Annotated in this window: 18 protein-coding genes and 1 pseudogene; 9 read left to right on the forward strand and 10 right to left on the reverse strand. The window is 64.2% G+C overall.

The window, feature by feature from the left end:
* On the forward strand, positions 1–288 hold a 288-nt coding region (locus tag ACWCO2_RS35075; protein WP_450132113.1), incomplete at its 5' end, for a transposase.
* On the opposite strand, the gene ACWCO2_RS35080 is transcribed toward ACWCO2_RS35075, so the two are convergent.
* From ACWCO2_RS35080 to ACWCO2_RS35095, 4 genes are read right to left on the reverse strand one after another with little or no spacing between them, the layout of a single operon-like run.
* The gene (locus tag ACWCO2_RS35080; RefSeq protein WP_450132114.1) at positions 285–1,361 is read right to left on the reverse strand and encodes an LLM class flavin-dependent oxidoreductase; all 1,077 of its coding nucleotides are present in this window, start codon (positions 1,359–1,361) and stop codon (positions 285–287) included. The two genes, ACWCO2_RS35075 and ACWCO2_RS35080, sit on opposite strands and share 4 nt — an antisense overlap.
* Complete coding sequence (locus tag ACWCO2_RS35085) at positions 1,348–2,523, reverse strand: MAB_1171c family putative transporter (RefSeq protein ID WP_450132115.1); 1,176 nt, start codon at positions 2,521–2,523, stop codon at positions 1,348–1,350. The genes ACWCO2_RS35080 and ACWCO2_RS35085 overlap by 14 nt, the downstream gene beginning before the upstream one ends.
* The gene (locus tag ACWCO2_RS35090; RefSeq protein WP_450132116.1) at positions 2,520–3,500 is read right to left on the reverse strand and encodes a hypothetical protein; all 981 of its coding nucleotides are present in this window, start codon (positions 3,498–3,500) and stop codon (positions 2,520–2,522) included. Before ACWCO2_RS35090 ends, ACWCO2_RS35085 begins: the two co-directional genes overlap by 4 nt.
* Complete coding sequence (locus ACWCO2_RS35095; RefSeq protein ID WP_450132117.1) at positions 3,501–4,043, reverse strand: hypothetical protein; 543 nt, start codon at positions 4,041–4,043, stop codon at positions 3,501–3,503.
* Positions 4,044–4,365: 322 nt separating this feature from the next.
* On the opposite strand from ACWCO2_RS35095, the gene ACWCO2_RS35100 reads away from it, so the two are divergent.
* The 4 genes and pseudogenes from ACWCO2_RS35100 to ACWCO2_RS35115 all read left to right on the forward strand — a co-directional run bounded on the left by ACWCO2_RS35100 (position 4,366) and on the right by ACWCO2_RS35115 (position 8,327).
* Entirely contained in the window at positions 4,366–4,800 is a 435-nt protein-coding gene (locus tag ACWCO2_RS35100; protein ID WP_450132118.1) for a WhiB family transcriptional regulator, read from the forward strand.
* Positions 4,801–4,823: 23 nt separating this feature from the next.
* Positions 4,824–4,963: pseudogene (locus ACWCO2_RS35105) on the forward strand (IS1380 family transposase); the annotation flags it as partial.
* A 2,235-nt stretch (positions 4,964–7,198) separates the two neighbouring features.
* On the forward strand, positions 7,199–8,092 hold the full coding sequence (locus ACWCO2_RS35110; RefSeq protein ID WP_450132119.1) for a helix-turn-helix domain-containing protein: 894 nt from the start codon (positions 7,199–7,201) through the stop codon (positions 8,090–8,092).
* Between the two features lie 4 nt (positions 8,093–8,096).
* Positions 8,097–8,327 (forward strand): DUF397 domain-containing protein, encoded by a 231-nt coding sequence (locus ACWCO2_RS35115; protein ID WP_450132120.1) that lies wholly within the window; start codon positions 8,097–8,099, stop codon positions 8,325–8,327.
* 112 nt (positions 8,328–8,439) lie between these two features.
* On the opposite strand, the gene ACWCO2_RS35120 is transcribed toward ACWCO2_RS35115, so the two are convergent.
* On the reverse strand, positions 8,440–9,474 hold the full coding sequence (locus ACWCO2_RS35120) for a hypothetical protein (protein WP_450132121.1): 1,035 nt from the start codon (positions 9,472–9,474) through the stop codon (positions 8,440–8,442).
* Between the two features lie 284 nt (positions 9,475–9,758).
* On the reverse strand, positions 9,759–10,208 hold the full coding sequence (locus tag ACWCO2_RS35125; RefSeq protein WP_450132122.1) for a hypothetical protein: 450 nt from the start codon (positions 10,206–10,208) through the stop codon (positions 9,759–9,761).
* A 156-nt stretch (positions 10,209–10,364) separates the two neighbouring features.
* Here ACWCO2_RS35125 and ACWCO2_RS35130 point away from each other — a divergent pair, with 156 nt between their 5' ends.
* Entirely contained in the window at positions 10,365–10,916 is a 552-nt protein-coding gene (locus tag ACWCO2_RS35130) for a hypothetical protein (RefSeq protein ID WP_450132123.1), read from the forward strand.
* Positions 10,917–11,452: 536 nt separating this feature from the next.
* Here the strand turns inward: ACWCO2_RS35130 and ACWCO2_RS35135 are convergent.
* The 4 genes from ACWCO2_RS35135 to ACWCO2_RS35150 form a co-directional block, all read right to left on the reverse strand.
* A complete protein-coding gene (locus ACWCO2_RS35135; RefSeq protein WP_450132124.1) occupies positions 11,453–12,784 on the reverse strand; it encodes a PPE domain-containing protein in 1,332 nt (443 codons plus the stop codon).
* 36 nt (positions 12,785–12,820) lie between these two features.
* The gene (locus ACWCO2_RS35140) at positions 12,821–13,414 is read right to left on the reverse strand and encodes a DUF3558 domain-containing protein (RefSeq protein WP_450132125.1); all 594 of its coding nucleotides are present in this window, start codon (positions 13,412–13,414) and stop codon (positions 12,821–12,823) included.
* Positions 13,392–13,802, reverse strand: coding sequence for a hypothetical protein (locus tag ACWCO2_RS35145; protein WP_450132126.1), 411 nt, complete (start codon positions 13,800–13,802; stop codon positions 13,392–13,394). The genes ACWCO2_RS35140 and ACWCO2_RS35145 overlap by 23 nt, the downstream gene beginning before the upstream one ends.
* Before the next feature lie 107 nt (positions 13,803–13,909).
* Entirely contained in the window at positions 13,910–14,743 is an 834-nt protein-coding gene (locus tag ACWCO2_RS35150) for an ESX secretion-associated protein EspG (RefSeq protein ID WP_450132127.1), read from the reverse strand.
* Positions 14,744–14,947: 204 nt separating this feature from the next.
* Here ACWCO2_RS35150 and ACWCO2_RS35155 point away from each other — a divergent pair, with 204 nt between their 5' ends.
* Genes ACWCO2_RS35155 through ACWCO2_RS35165 form a run of 3 tightly spaced genes read left to right on the forward strand, consistent with a single transcriptional unit; the run spans position 14,948 to position 16,946 of the window.
* Positions 14,948–16,021 carry a WXG100 family type VII secretion target gene (locus ACWCO2_RS35155; RefSeq protein ID WP_450132128.1) on the forward strand — a complete coding sequence of 358 codons (1,074 nt, stop codon included), beginning with the start codon at positions 14,948–14,950 and terminating at the stop codon, positions 16,019–16,021.
* Positions 16,022–16,029: 8 nt separating this feature from the next.
* Positions 16,030–16,425 (forward strand): hypothetical protein, encoded by a 396-nt coding sequence (locus ACWCO2_RS35160; protein ID WP_450132129.1) that lies wholly within the window; start codon positions 16,030–16,032, stop codon positions 16,423–16,425.
* Positions 16,422–16,946 carry a hypothetical protein gene (locus ACWCO2_RS35165; protein ID WP_450132130.1) on the forward strand — a complete coding sequence of 175 codons (525 nt, stop codon included), beginning with the start codon at positions 16,422–16,424 and terminating at the stop codon, positions 16,944–16,946. The genes ACWCO2_RS35160 and ACWCO2_RS35165 overlap by 4 nt, the downstream gene beginning before the upstream one ends.
* Positions 16,947–18,059: the final 1,113 nt, after the last annotated feature.

Consider the following 18,059-nt stretch of genomic DNA (forward strand, 5'->3'; position numbering starts at 1 on the left):
AACAGCTGGGAGGAGTTCATTCCCTTCCTCGACTACGACATCGAGATCAGGAAAATGATCTGCTCGACCAACGCGATCGAATCCTTGAACTCCCGCTACCGCCGCGCGGTACGGGCACGCGGGCATTTCCCGACCGAGCAGGCCGCCATGAAATGCCTGTACCTTGTTACCCGCAGCCTGGACCCCACCGGGGCGGGCCGCACCCGATGGACGAGCCGCTGGAAGCCTGTGATCAACGCGTTCGCCATCACCTTCAGTGACCGCTGGCCGGCCGCTGAAACCTACTAACCAACCACGCCGGAAACACCGTTCCCGTTACAGCCCCTCGGGCGCGCGAGAGGCTGACTGCACGGTTTCGTAGTCGGGTTGAATGTGAGCGTGCTGAGCAGTTCGTAAGATCGGCGCCGAGCGATGTGATCGAAGACCGGCGTGGTCACCATCAGCTCGCCGGCGCCCGTCGCGGCGATGATGGAAGCCAGCTTGTCCCGCACGGTTGGGGGAGAGCCCACGACGACCTTGTGGGAATGTGAGGCGATCACCTCGCGGTCCTCTGAGGTATAGGGGTATGCGGCTGCATCCTCCGGGCTGGGTAGCTTGATCCGGTTTCCGCGGAGGCGACTGAGGACCTTCAGACGGGTTGATCCGGCGAGCCATTCGGCTCGTGCATCGGTGTCGGCCGCGATAACCGACACGCTGACCAAGATCTGCGGTGTCGCGGAAATCGAGGAAGGCCGGAAGGTGTCCTGATACAGCTGGACGGCCTGCAGCCCATCGGGGTTGAGGTGGTGGGCGAACGCGTAGGGCAACCCGGCCGAACCGGCGAGCTCAGCACTCACTGTGCTTGAACCGAGAATCCAGACCTGTGGGCTGTTTCCGACGGCAGGGACTGCTGTGATGGCCTGGTTCTCAGCAGGGGCGAAGTAGCCGAGTAGTTCCTGCAGCCGGTCGGAGAAGGGAACGTCACCGGGGGCGTGTGCTCCGCGGATCGCGGGGATGACGTGAGACGGGCCTCCTGGGGCGCGTCCGAGTCCGAGGTCGATCCGCCTAGGATGCAGCGCTTCCAGGGTTCCGAACTGCTCGGCGATCACCAGCGGTGCGTGATTCGGCAGGAGGACTCCACCGGAACCCACGCGGATGCGACGTGTCGCGGTGGCAATCTGTCCGGCCAGGACGGCGGGGGCGGAACTCGCCACTCCGCGCATGCTGTGGTGCTCGGGGATCCAGTAGCGGTGGTAGCCGAGATCCTCGGCGAGCTCGGCAAGATCCACGGTGTTGTGCAAAGCTTGCCGCGCCGTGGACCCCTGAACGATGGGTGAGGTGTCCAATACCGACAGATGCACGTCGTTCTCAGACCGTGCCACGCTCCAGTTCCTTTCCAATCGCGCCGTGTCTGGCCAGTTCTTCGCCGAGCCGGATCATCCACTGTGCTCGTTGACGCCAACTGCGGAAGTCAGGCTCCAAACGCGGATAGGGAGGATCAAGGGGCTCAGGTTCATCGCCGGCCCACCGTGCGTGGCGAGCCTGCGCACGCCGTTGCAAGGCGGCTTCGATCACGCCAGCCACCACCACAGGGTTCCGCGGGCCGCCGTCCAAGCCCGTGCAATCGCGTGAGAGCTCGGCCAGCCCATCGGTGATTTCGGCGCTCATCCGCTCGAAGTCGCCCTCACTGGTTCGGTGGCCGCCGCTGCGGAGATCCAAGGTGATGTGTGGGAACTCTGCGATGAGCATTTCCCACAGCGGTCGCAACGCCCGTGCATAGCGGTCGCGCAGCGCGCGCTCGTATCGCGTGCGGACAGCCAGGACAGTGGTGGCCAACGGCGCCAGTGAGAGTCCCAACGCCAGCAGCAGCTGGCCACCGAGCTGGCCGATGGAGTACAGCGTGCTCAAGAACGCCAGCTTGATATCAGGATCGATCAGCCGAATAGCTTGCCGAATCAACGGGACCGCGTTGACCCCAAGCGCCATCGCGGAGCTGCCTACGATCACCAGCCAAAACGCAGCCCTGGCCCACGGATGTTCCAACCGCGTGAGGTACTGGCACGCTCGGCGGACCCCGAGAAACCACGAACCCAGCGAATACCCGTCGACAGCGAGATAGAACACCACGCGCTGCCACGAACGGGGAAGATCACGCCAATGCTCCACCGGCCACACTTCCCGCATCGCCACCATCGCGGCCACCGCAAACACCAGCACACCAAATTCGATCCAGGCACCACGGACTCGAACGGACACGGGCTTGCGCGTGTCGGCGAGGAGGAAGTACGTCGCCCACGCGTAGGCCATCGTCATCCAACAACCGTTGACCAAAGGCGTCCACGCACTACCGAAGAACTCCTTGAGCGGGACCAGCATGGATGTGCGGATGCCCACCGTGGCGGCAAAAGCCAAGCACAGCAGGCCGGGCACTAGCACCCGCAGCGCGAGATCCTGTCGCCGGCGCGTCAGCTGGAAGAGTTCCCAGAACGCGACCGCAACGATCACCATCGCCTTGAACCACCGCAGCGCCAGCTCCGGACTCATGGCCGCGGCTGCCCGAGATCGACAAAGCCGAACGCCGAGGCGATGCTTCGCTCAGCCGTGCCAGTATCGGCTGGAAGATCGTTCGGCCGGGGACGGCGCCGCGACATCATCGCTAGCATGCGTGCTCCGACTTCAGCCTCCCACTCGCGCCAATCGGCATAGGAGTTCCGGATGCCTGCAGCGGGCGAGGCAACAACCCCGCACGTCATGGACTCACCGACATCCAGATGCTCACGAACGAGATGGATCACCTCGTGAAAGATCACCAGATCGCGTTGCGGCGAAGGTGCGGCCTTCTCATACAAGATCGAGTCCACCTGTCGTTGCTGGGCGACGTGGCCTACCGAGGTGGTCGTCCCGAGATCGACCCCTCGCACCTTAATGCGTCGACCGCGATACGTTCCGAGCCGGCGGCACAGCTCAACCGGATCGAACGGCGCCCGCATCCTGAGCACAGTGACCAGGTTCTGGCACAGCGCCTGCATCTGCGCCACGTCCACCGTCCCAGTCAGAAACGAACTCCAGAACCTGCCATCGGCGCCGTCACCTCCGGACGAGTGGCCGTCGGGCTCGACCTCACGCGGCGTCCGCGACCTCGGGTTCGCGTCGAGTTCGCCCGAGCTCGATGATTCAGCTGATGGTGCGGATCCCCGACAGATCCGGAAACTCCGAAGGCCGCAGTCACGTACCGCGTGTGTCAGGACCTTCTCGTGTGCGTGAGCGACCTCGATAGGATCATCCCCGAAGAAGGCGGGGGCGATACCGAAGAAGTGGGCCATGGCCTTCAGCAAGTCATGACTCACCTGGCCGCCAGCTCGCGCGAGCGCGATCGCATCCTCACTTGCTCCTACCGCCAGGCCGACTTCAGCGTTGGTGTACGACCGCCACCCAACAACGGGATCCAAGACCTCGACCACGTCGAACAGCCAGTTCAGTCGCGCTGGTACTGCCCCACCTGCGTCCTCTGTTGCGGCCATTCACGAGTCCTCCCCCCGGCCCCCCTCGTCATCACCGCCGTTGCGAAGCGCCTGAGCGAGAGCTCTCATCATCGCTGCTTGCTCACGCGCGACCGTGACGCTGGTTGTCCCGCGGTGCCCGACCTTGGTGACGCCGGATTCCCGCATCGCGTGCTGAAGGTCCTCCGTCGCAGCACGTAGCTCCTCTTTGGCCCGGCGGTCGGCAGCGACCTTGTCATTCAGACGTTTCTCGCGCTCGGCCAACTCGCCCTCAACCTCAGCAGCTACTTCGGGGTCACTGAAATAGCCGGTCCGGATCCCAAAGAACCAGGCGAGGGCGTCGAGGGTGCGAAGAGTGGGATTGATCTTCACACCCCTGCGCAGCTCGGAAAGATGCGATTCTGACAGTTCCCGACCTGATGCCTTGCACGCAGCAACGACTTCTCGATTGGTGAACGTCCGCTCCGGATCTCCCTGCGGCCGTTGCACCTCGAACAGGCGGTTGAGCTTCTCACTTAACGTCGGCTGAGCTGTAGCCGCCACTGTTCGCCCGGAGCTGTTCATCACCGCACCTCTCCACTTCAGCGCTGCTCGCGAGCATGACACCGATGAGCCAAACGCGCCAGCGACGTGAGAGGGAAGGTTGCGACAACCTCGATCCGTAGTAGCGTAATCAATCCAACGTGGAATCATGATCAAAATTCGCTGAAGGTGAATCTAATTTGATGATGCCAGGCTGAGTTCACTGATCAAGGAGTCGGCTCAACAGGGCATTGGAAGTCGAAATCTCGACGTGTCAGTGCTCGGGAACACGACGAAGTGGAAGTCCAGTCGTCGGGCTCGCGGAGTTGACTAGGCCTATCTCCGCATCACACCGGGGGACGCCATGTTTCGCGATCTAGAAAGCGAAGAACTGCAAAGGAAAGTGCGACAGCAGGGACGATGCGTTTCGTCACCGACCCAGGACGCCTGGTTCCCTGCTCCCGCTCGCGGCGCCGAATCGCTAGAGCACCAACGCCGCCAGGCTGCTGCCGCATGTACGGGCTGTGCAGTCAGGACCGAGTGTCTGACGATTGCCCTCGACTACGAACTCAACGACGGCACAAGCTGGGGAGTCTGGGGCGGTGTATGCCCGCGCGACCGCCAGCAAGCCATCAACGATGTAAGACAGCAACCTCACCATAGAGCGGGTGCCACTGATCTCGCGCATCAGATTCTCACGATGCTGTCCCAAGATTCACATGCCGAGCCCACTCACTGGGCCGGCGACGGCACGCGTTTGCTCTCCCAGGAAGATCACCCGAACGAGTGCATCGCCTGAATCATCAAGATCAGATGGCGCCCGCGATCCACGCGGCGCGGTCGCATGTCCGTCAGAGGGTGTGGCGGCTGACTGACTCCACGGCCCCAATACCGGCGGAGAGGTCATTGTGGACCTTGATGGGGTGCTGGTTACCGCGCACTCCAATAAACAAGACGCCGCGGTTCCCTCTTCTCCGCCTGCCTCGTCGGGGCGGGGGGAACACGTTTCAGATTCGCTGACCATGTGCTCCGGCCACTCCAGCTGCTGGTGCTTCTCCGCTTGAGTTGGAGGGATGTGGGGAGCCGCCCCTGCGGAGGAGGGGTGCATCGGGGCGGCTCGACCCTCGCGGGACGTGTGCTGCGCGGGGTGGTTGGCGCGCTCAGCGTCCACAGGTTTGATCCGTCAGTGGAGACGGTGGAGAGAACGCTCCGTTGCGTTGATCACCGCTGCCCACGGTGGCAGGAGATCGCCGGGTTTCGGTGTGCGACGCCAGCGGCACACGTCTTGTTGATGAGGAAGCACGACCTGTCCTCCGCGCGGCACAACGTGAACGCGGCAGCTGCGCAACTTCGGGGATATGTCTAGGTTTCCGCGCTGTCCAGGGCTACTGAGGATCGTCCACCAAGTTCGGGTGTCATCGATGCAAACCGGTCCAGCATGCAGGCGTTGCTCAAGTTCCTGGACGACGGACGCTGCGAGCCAGTCGGGCATGGTTACGGCGTCGATCGCCTTACCGGTGTGCAGGACCAGGCGGCAGTGGGTCGCATCGAACGTTACTGGCCAATTCAGCTGCAAGCGGTACCAGTCCGCGGCAACGATCAGCTCAAGCCGCTTGGTGTTGGCGGCTTCGCTCGGCGAGGGTTTCGGAGCTCTCCGGTGTTCGGACTTCATGGCCGTTTTCCTGTTCGTCGTCCGATGGCTGGTTCACGGCGTTGCTGGGAACGGTCGTTTCGTTCGGGGCGAACTCGAAGTACGCCCCGAACACCGGTGCTGTGGTGTTGTGGTGGCGGGTGCGAGGCCCTGGCGTTGCCAGTGGCGCATGCGCGTGGATTGCTTCGCGAACGGCGGCTCGCAACCGCCCGGCTTGCAGAGGTGTCAGCGTGATCGGGCCCTGTCGGGTGATTGCCAGAGTCATGCCGTCCGGGGCCAAGCCGACGTTCAGCTGGGCCCGCTTTCCCCATGCATCGCGGCAGGGGATTGTCCAGGTGTAGTGGTCGTGCCGAAGGCTGATTCGGGCGAGGACAGCCAGTACTGAACGTCTTCGGTTTCGGCGCCACATCATCCTCACTCCTTGACTTGGGCCTGGCGGACTGCAGGTGTCGGGGAATGTTGCGGTCCGCCAGGGGTTTTGGGCTAGCCGGCATCGGCCGAGAGAAATGGAGGGTCCGGTCGGCGACGCATCGTCGAGGTCATGGCTGTATCGGGGGTACAGCCCGACGTTGCGTCGCCGACCGGTAGCTCGGCTCCCGGGCCGGGGGAGTGCTGGGAGCCGAGCGGGACTATGCGGTCGTCAGCGAAGTGCGTGGCGGCGAGGTTCGTCGGCTTCGTTGAACAAGGCCCGCCGGGCCGAGAGGTAGACATGGCATGGTGATGTCGGGCGCCGCCATGGTTTCTGCCATCGCCAGAGACATCGAGAACACGCGGGGCACTCACCAAGCTCGTTTGGCGCGTGCCCGGCCATCAGGACCTCCACGGCGTCAATGAGATGCGGTACCTCGGAACGCGCGAGCGCATTCACCGCCCTGTCGTCGCCAGCGCTGACGATTCGCGTCATGTCATCCAGGCGCTGCCGAACCGACTCGTAGAGCTCGCTCAGGAACACGTGCCACCTACCACGGTCGTGCGTAGGGCGGGGTCGTAGTTCGTGTGCGACTCCCAGGCTGCTTCCCGAGCTGCGCTGAGCAGATCTCGCAGCTGTACGGCGCTGAGCTCGAACTGCTCACCGGAAGGCGGTTGCATACCCACCCGACCGTCGGACAGCGGGAAAACCCGGGCTGTCCGGTCGTGGCCGGTTGAATCGGTGCACCCGATATCACGGGCCCGTGCCTGCCTGGTTGACTGCTCCTCTGTGGACATTCGCTGGCTCCGTTCCAACGCTCGGCTGGCGGCGCTTCGTCTGGTGCGTTTGCGGCTACCGGGGCCGCCGCGGAGCGGTCCCGTGGAGTTGGTGGCGCACGGTGAACGCCATCGCCCCTGGGAGGGGGTTGGCGATGGCGCCCACCGGCGATCGGCAAGGGGCTGTTGGGTTACCTCGTTCGGGTTCAGCAGCCCCAAGATAAAAAGGATGTACATCTTGTACTTCCCTGTCTGTCTATCCGCGCCGACGTCAACTACGCTAAAACTGTAAGTACATTCTGTAAATACAACTTTCTAGTGACGTCGTAAGCTGCCAGACGGCGACTTGGAGAGGACTGGGATGTCGACACCAACCGCGACGATCACGGTGCAGCAGCGGCAGCTCGGCAACGAGCTCCGGAAGCTGCGAGAGGCCGCTGGCCTGAAGCAGGAGGAAGCGGCTGAGCACCTCGGCAAGGCGCACAACAAGATCAGCCGGGTCGAGAACGGCAAGGTCGGGATCGCGAAAGCCGAGCTGGAAGCGCTCCTTGTTCTCTACCGAGCGTCGGAGAAGGACAAGGTGTGGTGCCGCGATCTGGCCCAGGGCGCTCGTCGACGCCGCGGTCGCCCCAGCGATGAGACGACGCTCTACCTGGGGCCGAAGTGGTTCCGCGCGTTCCGGGACTTCGAGCAGAGCGCAACCCAGGTGATGATGGTCGCCTCCGAGGTCATCCCGGGGATCCTGCAGACCGAGGACTACATCCGCGCGATGTTCGCCGGCCGCGGGAACGACCCCAACGGCAAGGCCGTTGAAGACACGGTTCGGATTCGCCAGGAACGTCAGGCGATCCTGACTCGTGAGAATGCGCCGCACTTCTCGTTCGTGCTCAGCGAGTCCGCGCTGCGCCGTCAGATCGGTGACGCCACGGTCATGCGTGAGCAGCTGGATTACCTGGCTGAGGTCGCACTCCTGCCCAACGTCACGCTCCAAGTCATCCCGTTCAACACGATTTCCTACGCTCCGGTCGGGTACGACTTCGTGATCTTCCGTTTCGACCAGGACACCAGCACCGACATCGTCTACATCGAGATCTACGGCGACGCGCTCTACATCGACAAGCCGCCCGAAGCCGTACGCCGCTACACCGACCTGCTCAGCCAGCTCTACGGCATTGCCTTGGGGCCAGTCGAGTCGCGTACCTTCGTCCTCGAAGTGGCAGGCCAGCTCGCAGAGAGCAAGGCGCGAAGGGACTGAGCTCATGACCAGCGCGGATGTTGACTGGACGCAGATCCGGTTCACCAAGTCGTCCTACAGCAGCACCGACGGGGGCAACTGCGTCGAACTCGCCTCGTTAGCCGGGGTCGTTGGACTCCGGGATTCCAAGCTGGGTGACGCCAGCCCCGTCCTCGAGTTCACCGACCGCCAGTTCCACACCTTCCTCGCTGGTATTAAGGCGATGAAGTCCAACGGGCGGCCTGAAGTGCGGTAATTGCCCTTCCGGCGCCGAATCCGTCGAGCCTCTCGAGCAGCTGCGCCTGAAGGTCTACGACGGTGCCGTCGTCCTCGTTCTGAAACGAGAGGACGTCCGTATGGGCTCCGGTTTACCGTCCGATCAGGACGTCGTGGATGTGATCATCCAACTCGGCGAGGTGCGCGTCGGCTCGGGCTTGCCGCAGGACTCGCCGTGCGTGCCGCAGACGTTGAGCAGGCACCCGGCCACCGGTGGCCGAGGCCAGATCAACGGACTCGTGGAGGAGGGCGACGCTGGCTTCGGGGTCTCCGAGCCGCAACCTCGCCAGTGCGAGATCTGTTCCGACGATCCCGCGCTGCACTGCGTCGCGTGGCCGCGTCAAGGTGGCCAAGGATCTCTCCAGGCGAGTGTGCGCACGGTCAGCGTCTCCGACGTAGAGCGCGCAGAGCCCGTCGAAGCCGTCCAACCGGTCAGCGTTGAATCCTGAAGAGCGCTGGTCGACGGTGAGTTGATCGACCGTGGTCCAGGAACGTTCTAGGGCTGTCAGAGCGCGGTGAGCTTGTCCCGCACGGGCGCTGACTTCGGCATGGATGGCGTGTGCGCGAGCGCGGAGTGCGTAGCTGTCGCTGCGGTGTGCCTCGGCGACGGCAGTACGGGCGAGATGTTCGGCTGCCTCTGGACTACCGGTCGCGTGCAGGGTGACCATTGCGTGGCTGGTGAGCACGGCAGCACGATGGCGGCGGTTAGGAAGCCGCCCGGCGGTCTCCGCAGCTTGCCGATAGTGCGTTTCGGCGGCTTCGTCATCGCGGGTTTCGAACGCCAATCGCGCGGCCAGGGCGAAGGTTTCCGTTGCGAGCGTCAGCACTTCTGCGCGCGACTCGGACCGAATCATCCGTTGGCAGGTCTCGACGACGGGAGCGAGCTTCAACTGCAGGCGCACCAGCGGTGTCGAGCCAATCTGCCTGTTGATGCCGGCGACGTTGTCCGTGAGCTGGTGAACCACGATCTCGTCGGGTGCCGACGACTTCACCGCACTGGCATTGCTGGACGATGCCGCGGAGCGAGTGACGGCGTCGATGAGATGGCGAGTGCGGTTATCGGGTGAACCGAAATGGCGCAGAGCTTCGAGCAGTACTGCGAAATCCGACCCGGGGCCCAGCGCCAACGTCCCGCTCGCCGTCCGGGCGTAGAGGTGCGCCAGCAGGTACTGGTAGCGCTCACCTGGGCTGGTCGAATCGGTGGTGCTTTCCCAGCGGGCGACGTTGCGCTGGACACTGGTGACCTGGCGGTCCCGAAGCGACGTCACCGCGAGCTGACCGGCGGTGTCCCGCAACGCCCGTGCGAGATCAGCCCACGACCAGCCCCGGGATTCACGCAACTGGCGCAGCAAATTCGATCCAGTGGCGGGATCAACGCTGGTCATGCCGCCAGTACATCATCTGGGAGCGTTCACAGGGGCACGACCAGCCGGGGCTTTCCCCGATCGGCAGCATAGGTGAGCGTGTACCAGGTCCCGCTGGCCGGATCAGTGCCGCGGGGGAAACCGATCACGAACTCGCTGCGGTCGACCATCCACCGGTTCCGCGCATGGTAGGCGGCGGTGCCCCGCTCGGAAGCCCGCAGCTCGACGACCTCGTCCAGCCGGCCTTGCTGACTCCAGCGCCCAATCGCTTCGGCCGCGCTCGCTGGCTGATCGGGCACGGTGCAGGGAACGGTGACCGTCAGGCGGGCGCTGGTGTACACGGCCAGCCACTCCAGCGTCGCCGTGTCAATCCCCGCCGCACCGCCGATGTAGAAGCGGACCTCGTCGGTGGCGAACGGTCGCAAATAGGCGTCGAACAACTCGCCCAGTTCAGCATCGCTGACCTCGCCGGTCGTTCTCGTGCCGGTGATCGTCACAGTTCGCGGCACTTCAGCCACGTCTCCCTTGCGTTTGTCATCGAATGTCATCTGTCGAGAGTCCAGCCGACCACGGTCTGATCAGTCCTGCTGGTTGCGACGTGCCCCCGATCGCGCCGCAACCAGCATCCAACCGGCAACGACTGGATCTCCACAATGAACCTACCGACCTCGATCTCGCGTCTCGCTCCCGACGACGAGTGGCTGACCACCGTGACCGCGCTGCTGCGCGAAGTGGCCAACGACGGATTCACCTTCCACCTGTGCGGCACGCCCGAACCAATCGTGCTCGTCGCGTCGTACTACTGGGACAGCTACGTCGACCTGTTGAAGATCACCGGCCCCGATCAAGTCACGGCGGCTCGCGCGGTCCGGGGGGAGAACTTCAACGTTTTCCAGCCACCAGCCGTGGTCTGGGCCTTCGGCAACGATGCCGAACCAACGCTGCGGGCTCTGCTGGACCTCGACCACCCCGACCACCCGAACCAGCCGGACCAGCCGTTCCCCACCCCGCGGGTTTTGGTGACCGCTGACGACATGCAGTGTTCTGTCCGGCTGAAACCGCCTGAGCCAAGCAAAGTCGGTCGGCGCGAACGCCGCCTGCTGCTGCCATTGACCAAAACCACAGCCCGCGATTCCTCGCGCACCGGGCCGGACGTCAACGAGAACGTCCAGCGAACCCTGCTGCAGCCGAGTCAGACAGAATGACCTTATCGTTCACAACGATGAGGAGCGCCGCGCCCCGAATAGGCTCGGCTGCACCCGTGTCGTACAGGGAACGTCAACGAGTCCTGGCCAATTCCTGCACTCACGACGAAAAGCCCTGTTCTCGACGGACTTCGCCTCGGAGCCGATCGTGCACCCTCAGAGCAATGTTGCCGGTTCGCGCCCAGCCTGCACACGTTTACCACTCCCACCGAAAGAGCAGCCATGTCGGATGATCAATCTGCTGAGGACGTTCCCGCTGGCTACTGGGTCGCGCACGGCTGGCAGAACCATGTCCTTCTCGCCGGAAGCTCGCGGTGTGACGATGCGAAGGTGCCCGCGCTGTGCGGTGTACTCGTACCGCTTGGTAAAGAGTCTGAACCTGATGATCGACGGATATGTGCGTGGTGTTCCGACCAGGTGCGCACTGGGAAGGTCCGCATCGCGACGTAACCCAGCTGAGAAAGCGCTGGCCGTGGAATCCACAGGGAGATGTGGATTCCACGGCCAGCAAGCTGAGAAGGAGTAGCGGCGCGGTGTTACTCCTTCTCCGGCGGGCGAGGAGGAAGCCCCTGCTGATTTGCCCAGTCGCCGAACACCGGCGGTGCCGTCTTCGGCAGGTCGAGGTCTTCGAACAGCTCCGAGTTCTCCAAGACGAACTTGTTCTCGTGGTCCTTGTCCTCGTCACCGGAGCCCCGACCACGTCCAGCTCCGGCCGCGCCCGCAGCACCACTCGGGCCACCGCGCCCAGCCGCGCTACCGGTAGCCGAGCTGGCGCTGCTGCCAGTACCTGTGCCAGGCGTACCGGTTCCAGCCCTGCCCCCGCCACCGAGATTCCCCGTGCCGGGACCAGGTCCACCGCGGACACCAGCGCCTGGGCCGGGAGTCACGCCACGGCCGGTACCGGTACCGAGACGGCCGCCTGCGCCAGGCGTGGGTCTGCCACTGCCAGTGCCGCCGGGCGGGATCACCGCGCCGCCGACGAAACCACCACCGGTGCCCGGCGTCGGGGTCGTCGTGCCCGGTATCGGAGCACCGCCACCGGTTCCCGGAGGAGTCGCCCACGCCGAACCCGACTCAGCCGGAGTCTGCGGCACCGGGCTCGATGACGACTGCCCGGCCGAAGACGGAGGCGGGGTCGTCGTCGAGCTGTGCGGCACCGACGACGACTGTCCACTGTCCGACGTGGAACTCGTGCTCGTGCTCGGCGTGCTCGACGGCGTGCTGGTGGTGTTGGTGTAGCCGGTGGTGGGCTGATCGACCTTGCCGACCGGTGTGGTCGAGGCAGAGCTGACGTCCGCGTTGAACACCGGTGGCGGCGGGAACTGCTGGATCCCGTTGACCCGCTCGTTGGTGGCCTTGGTGTAGGACTCGTACTGCTGCCGAGCCTGAGCCTCCACCTGGTCGTGCTTCTCCTCGTGAGCCGCACGCACACCGGTCTTGAAGCCGTAGGACATCGGATTGACGTAATCCGTCCAGCCGATGTTGTCCGGCGGCACCTGGTGGGGTGGAGGGAACCCGTTCTTGAAGTCCGCCGAACCCTGCGCCTGCTGCTGCACCGCCGAACCGGACTGCGCCGCAACCTCGATCGCGCCACGAGTCGCCTGCGACAACGGAGTCACCGACTCCCGAGCCTGATCACCCGCGCTGCCCTGCATCACGGTCTCGGAGTCCTTCAGCACCCGGTCCAATGCCGAATCGGCGTCGGTGAATGCTGTGCTTACCTGCTCTTTCCAGTTCGCAGCAGCCTGCGACGCTCCAGCGACACCCGGACCAGACTCGACCTCGCCGTAGATCTTCGGGTGATCAAACGCCGCAACGGCCTTACCCGGAATCTCCTGCTTGCCGAACAGCCAGTCAAACGCCCCCATGTGGCCCCTCCCAAAGCCTCTCTACCGAACCCGACCTCACGCAGCCGGAAGGTTCTCCAGCACCATGCCCGCGATCTTGTCTGCTGCCGCGCACGGATCGGAAAACTTCGGGTTGTTCCGCCCGTCGGGGCCAACGCTGAAGTCGATATAAAGCAACTCAGTGTCAGCGGTCCCGACGTAAGCGCCACACGAATCGCTGGTGGCCCCGTAGTGAACCGCTGGATATCCGGCAACCTCAGCAGTTGGCTTGCCATCCGCCACGATTTTCGCGGTGTACTTCAAGCCCTGACCCTGGATTGTGTCCGGCGAGACGGTCACGGTTAGTTGCCGACTCTGCCAGGTGCATTCGGACTGCTTCCACTGCGATTCACCAGGCTTGGGATCATCGCCTGCACCCAGCTCTTGAAGCTGCTGCGGATTCAGCAACTGGCACGGGTCGCTGACGGCCTTGAGGTTCTTCGGCTGATCGATCTGGAACGGGTCGTTCGCCGCCGACGTCTCGCCCCCGGTGGTGGGCTCAGCTTCGCCTGGCGTAGGGGCAGAGCAGCCAGCCACACCGAGGACAAGCAGGCTTGCCGCAGCGGTCATTGCGGTTCGTGTGTTCAAGTCAGGCCATCCTGTTTTCTTCATCGATGCGCTGGTGGTCCTCGATCGCCTTCTGAACAGCAGCCTGGAAGCCGTCGATCCACGCGATCATGGCCGTTGCTGTATCGAACAGGCTGCCTTCGCCGCCTTGAGCGCGTTCGCTGATCTTCTTAAACGCTGCAACCGTCACATCGTCAGCGAACGGCGGCATCACGTTCGAAAGCTGCCTCGCTACTTTCTGCGCCTCGACGTACTTGGCACGGACTTCGTCGAGTCCGGCGAGGAGAGTCGGTAGCTTGTCGGGCTGGACCTCGAAGGTCTGGCGGCCGGTGGCCGTGCCGACCGCGATCATCGCCGCGCCCGTGACAGCGTTGAACGGGGTCACCGCCAGCGCTGCCCCAGCAGCTTGCATCACTCCGGCTTGCTCGCTCACACCCGCTAACCCTTCCTATCCGCACCCGAACCGACGGTGATCCTGACACAGCCGTTCCGCACCGTGGTCAAAGTCGAGTACAAGTACTCACTCCACCCGGCCAGCCGCTAGCCACCGATGGTGCGTTGGAGATCGTCACGATAGGACCGCAAAGCGCTGACCAGCGTCTTGGCGTCAGCCGGCACGACCCGAGTCTGCTCGCCCCTCGGGAGCTGAGTGATCCGTGCAACCCGGCCGCTCGGACTGTGGTGGGTCACGATCGGCCATTCCGCAAAATGGCTGCGGCCGTGCGAGTCCCGGACACCGACGTTGAACTCGCCGATCACGCGGTCCGCCATCTTCGCCAGCTTGCCGAGCGCCCGAGCATCGCCAGGACTGATCCCGGCCTGGCCGAGCTCGTAGGCGATCCAGTCGCCCTGATCAGCCTTGTGTCGCTCCGCCTCCGCACTGGCAGCAGCCAAGGCCTGCGTCGGCACCGTGACACCGTGCCCAGCAGCGGGCTCGCCCTCCGGCAAACACGCCACGAGCGCCTGCTCAGCGGAGTTCGTGGCGACCTCATCGACCCACACCCGATCACCACGCAGAACGACGCGAAACGCCAAATGGTGCACGACCACCATCGTCCGCGTCTCCGGCTGATCCGGCTCACTCAAGTAGAGGTGGGCGAACGAATGCCCGTAAACCAAGGCCGTCACGATCTCGTACCACTGATCGCTCAGCCGACCGGCCGAGTCGATCCACCCCTTAGCCCTCGCACTGTCCCGAGCCGCCTCCAACGTCGCCCGCGGATCATCAGGCTGATCCACCCCAGCACGAGCAGCCGTCACGAAACTCGGTACCTCGAACCGGTACGGCGCATCCGCTGCCGAAATCAGCCCAGCATCATGCCGAGCCTGCTCCGCCCACACGATCGCGCCGAACTCCCAGAAACTGCACTCCACCCCAGTACCCCGGACGTTTTGTCGTGATCTCCCTGTTCGGCGGAGAGGCTACCGTGAGTGTTCAGTGGCCAGGGCGCGGCGAAAGCAATTCGGTGTTCTGTCACCCATTTAGTCGTGTCGCGGGACACATTTGGTATCCCGGGACTGCCGAAGGTGACTCGGAAGGCAAACTAGCGCGGGTGCTTGTACGAGGAAGGACGGCTCATGAGTTTTTCCGTCTCGCCTGACGCGCTGGATCGGTATGCCGATCTCGTCTCGGGGCAGCGTCGTCAGCTGATGGCGATGCGGAAGTACCACGAAGCTGAGATCGCCCCTGAGATGGACTGGGGTGGAGTGCTGTCGCTGTTGGGTGAGGTCTACCCGGCCATGGTCGGGGACCTCGACCAATCGATCAGCAAAGTAGATGGTCTGCTCCAGTGGTCAGGTACGGGGTTGCGTGAAACGGCGCAGCAGTACAGGGACATGGATCAGGAGCAGGCTGAGCAGCTGGACCGTGTGATGCCTGGTGTCGTTCCTGGCACGATGCCAGCGTTTGAGACGAACTTCACTCCGTTGTTCGGCGAAACCGCTGATGTCGCTGCGGCATTGGCCGCTCCCGGGACCTACGAGGCGCAGTTCCGGTGGCAGATGGACATCCTCGACGCGATCGGGGTGAGCATTACCGCGTTGGTGCGTCAGTTGCTGGTCTCAGCGCTGTCCTACGATCCTTTCGAACCGATTTTGCGGGACTGGACCGGCGACTGGGCCAAGATGCGGTCCCTGGCCGATGTGTGGCACAACACCGGTAAAGCCTTCGAGATGCTGGGCACCAACGTCAAAGTCGGCGCCGGCCACCTGCGTAGCGCCTGGAGTGGTAACGCCGCCGATCAGGCCATCGGCTACTTCGTCGACCTCAGCGACGCTCTTCGAAGCAAGAGGGATTTCTGCTACTTCGTGCGAGACAAGCTGATCGACGCTGCCAACGGCGCCTCGGAGATGTTCAAGGCCGCATCCGGCCTGATCAGCGCGGCCATCGACTGGGCCGTTACCGCGTCCGTCGCAGCCGGCGCGGGTACCGCGACCGTCGAGTTTTACGGTGTCGGCCTCCTCGGTTGGGGCGTGGCAGGCTTCGCTGTGAGCCGTGTGGTCAGCAACTGTGCGGACGCCGCCAACGTCATCTCCAAGTACAAGAACTTCATCGAAGGCAGCATCGGGGGGCTGAAGAACATCAGCGGTACGTCCTTCGACGGCTACCAGAGCACGCCCCTGCCCGTTGAGCCCTACAGCGCACCGAGGTGAGTCCCGCGATGGATGAGTTCCACACCCAGATTCGCACCGCCGTGCTGCGTACCCTCAGTACCGACCACCAGTCACCCGCGCTGGCCCGACTCGCTCAGGAGGCGCTCAGCGGCCGGGTCGATTTGCGTCGGGTGATCGGCGAAGCCAACGGACAGGACTTCGAACGGGACCTGGCCAACCGCATCACGGAAAGCGGCCGAGCTCTCGAGCAGGCCAGTCCAGAAGAGCTCGACCAGACCCGGCAGGCGATCGAGGACGGCTACCAACGCTGTCTCCTTCCCGCGCCACCACCACCTGTCGAACAGTCGCAGCAGAGGTGTGACCAGGATCAGCAGTACTGGGAGGACGAAGAGGCCTTCGCCGAGTTCAACGAAAGCCCATTGGTGGACGGAGACGAATGGTGACCACCAATCACCCCGGCTGGTTGCCGAAGCGTTCCATCGCACCCGTTTACATCACCATCGCCCTCGGAGTCTTGGCGCTGCTCTACTGGGTTTACCAGTTCATCTTCGGTGCTGATGAGCGTGCGGCTCGCGAAGCGCAGAACGACCTCTCAGACCAATCCCGGACTGTGTGCACCCAGGCTCCTCCGCCCACCAACGTCCGCTCGATCATGGGTGAGGCACCCGGACGCCCGAATGGGCCCGCGGGCTGCATCTGGGGACCTGAACCCAACAACGAGCTGTACCTTCGGCATGGAATGTCCACACTGGACGAGCATCTCGACGCGTCTGGTTACGGCAGCACTGCGACATCTCCCGGCGGCAAGCAGATCTTCATCAGCAACTCGGATCTGTACTGCACTGCGTCCTTCGACGACCGAACAGGCCGCTACTTCGAACTCAACCTCACCACGAACAACGACCCCTCGTGCTCGAAGATCGGCCCCCTAGCAGGAGAACTCGCCGACCTCGTCACCGAATAACACCATCCACGGCGACAGCTTGGGGCCTCGACTCTCCAGGTTCCGGTCGGAGCCAATTCCTTACTGGAATGCGCCCGCTTCCACCGAACCATCCCCACATACGCGGGGCCGAGAGGTCCAGCCAAGCCTGGGCCGCCACGTTGCCGGACCATCCCCGCAGAAGCAGTGCCAAGTGGTCGTGGCACGCGCCGCCTTTGTCGCGGATGGAACCATCCCCGCAAGCGCGGGGCCGAGGTGTCTCCGCGCGTCGAGATCGTGACCTGCGACGAACGATCCCCGCAGGCGCGGGGCCGAGGTCGACTCGTTCAACCTCACCGCCCCGGCCTGGGAACCGGTGGGGGTGGCGCCAGCCCTCCGGGGCTGGTGAGGATCGCAACCACAGCGGGCTGGCCAGCGCTGCTGGCCGCAGGCGCCAGCCCTTCGGGGCTGGCGAGGATCGCAACGCCTACGAGCTCGGGCACCTCAGACGCACCCCGCGTGGCGCCAGCCCTCCGGGGCTGGCGAGGATCGCAACCTTTCCGCTGGTGCTATGCACACGGTCGTGGTGGTGGCATCGCAACGTACACTGCGATCGTGGTTTTCGTAGTTGCCATGCTCGTGGCGCCAACCCTCCGGGGTCGGCGAGGATCGCAACCGTGATCTGGAGAACTGCCGGGTCGCCGGCAACCACGTGGCGCCAGCCGTTCGGGGCTGGCAAGGATCGCAACCTCGGCTGGTGCGACCAGGTCAGCCACCGCGGTGGCGCCAGCCCTCCGGGCTGACACTCGGTCACCGCGCACACCCCGCATCCAGCACCACCGATAAGACAGTCCTGGAACGCCCGCACACAGCACCCATGACGCACGGCTGACGCAACATGACCCGAATAGCCGCACACCCACACCAGACGAGACCGACGAACCCACCGCAACCGGCGGGGGAGGCAAGGAAACCATTCTGGCTCTGCTGCGGCGGGCGGGAAGCCCCGACAAGGCCGCCAAGGACTCGGGAAGTCCCATGTCAACGGCAGCTGAATCATGGCTCTGGCACGGTTTCCGTGAATCTGGCCCGGGGTTCAGTCGCTGAGCAGGATGCGTTTGCGGAGCAGGTCGGGCTTGGCTCGGCCGAACATCT

This window comes from Saccharopolyspora sp. NPDC002376 (assembly GCF_053593195.1).

Bases quoted from the DNA above. Each gene is read 5' to 3' on its own strand.
- ACWCO2_RS35085 (WP_450132115.1), bottom strand. From the start codon at position 2,523: ATGAGTCCGGAGCTGGCGCTGCGGTGGTTCAAGGCGATGGTGATCGTT.
- ACWCO2_RS35090 (WP_450132116.1), bottom strand. From the start codon at position 3,500: ATGGCCGCAACAGAGGACGCAGGTGGGGCAGTACCAGCGCGACTGAAC.
- ACWCO2_RS35095 (WP_450132117.1), bottom strand. From the start codon at position 4,043: ATGAACAGCTCCGGGCGAACAGTGGCGGCTACAGCTCAGCCGACGTTA.
- ACWCO2_RS35100 (WP_450132118.1), top strand. From the start codon at position 4,366: ATGTTTCGCGATCTAGAAAGCGAAGAACTGCAAAGGAAAGTGCGACAG.
- ACWCO2_RS35110 (WP_450132119.1), top strand. From the start codon at position 7,199: ATGTCGACACCAACCGCGACGATCACGGTGCAGCAGCGGCAGCTCGGC.
- ACWCO2_RS35115 (WP_450132120.1), top strand. From the start codon at position 8,097: ATGACCAGCGCGGATGTTGACTGGACGCAGATCCGGTTCACCAAGTCG.
- ACWCO2_RS35130 (WP_450132123.1), top strand. From the start codon at position 10,365: ATGAACCTACCGACCTCGATCTCGCGTCTCGCTCCCGACGACGAGTGG.
- ACWCO2_RS35135 (WP_450132124.1), bottom strand. From the start codon at position 12,784: ATGGGGGCGTTTGACTGGCTGTTCGGCAAGCAGGAGATTCCGGGTAAG.
- ACWCO2_RS35140 (WP_450132125.1), bottom strand. From the start codon at position 13,414: ATGAAGAAAACAGGATGGCCTGACTTGAACACACGAACCGCAATGACC.
- ACWCO2_RS35155 (WP_450132128.1), top strand. From the start codon at position 14,948: ATGAGTTTTTCCGTCTCGCCTGACGCGCTGGATCGGTATGCCGATCTC.
- ACWCO2_RS35160 (WP_450132129.1), top strand. From the start codon at position 16,030: ATGGATGAGTTCCACACCCAGATTCGCACCGCCGTGCTGCGTACCCTC.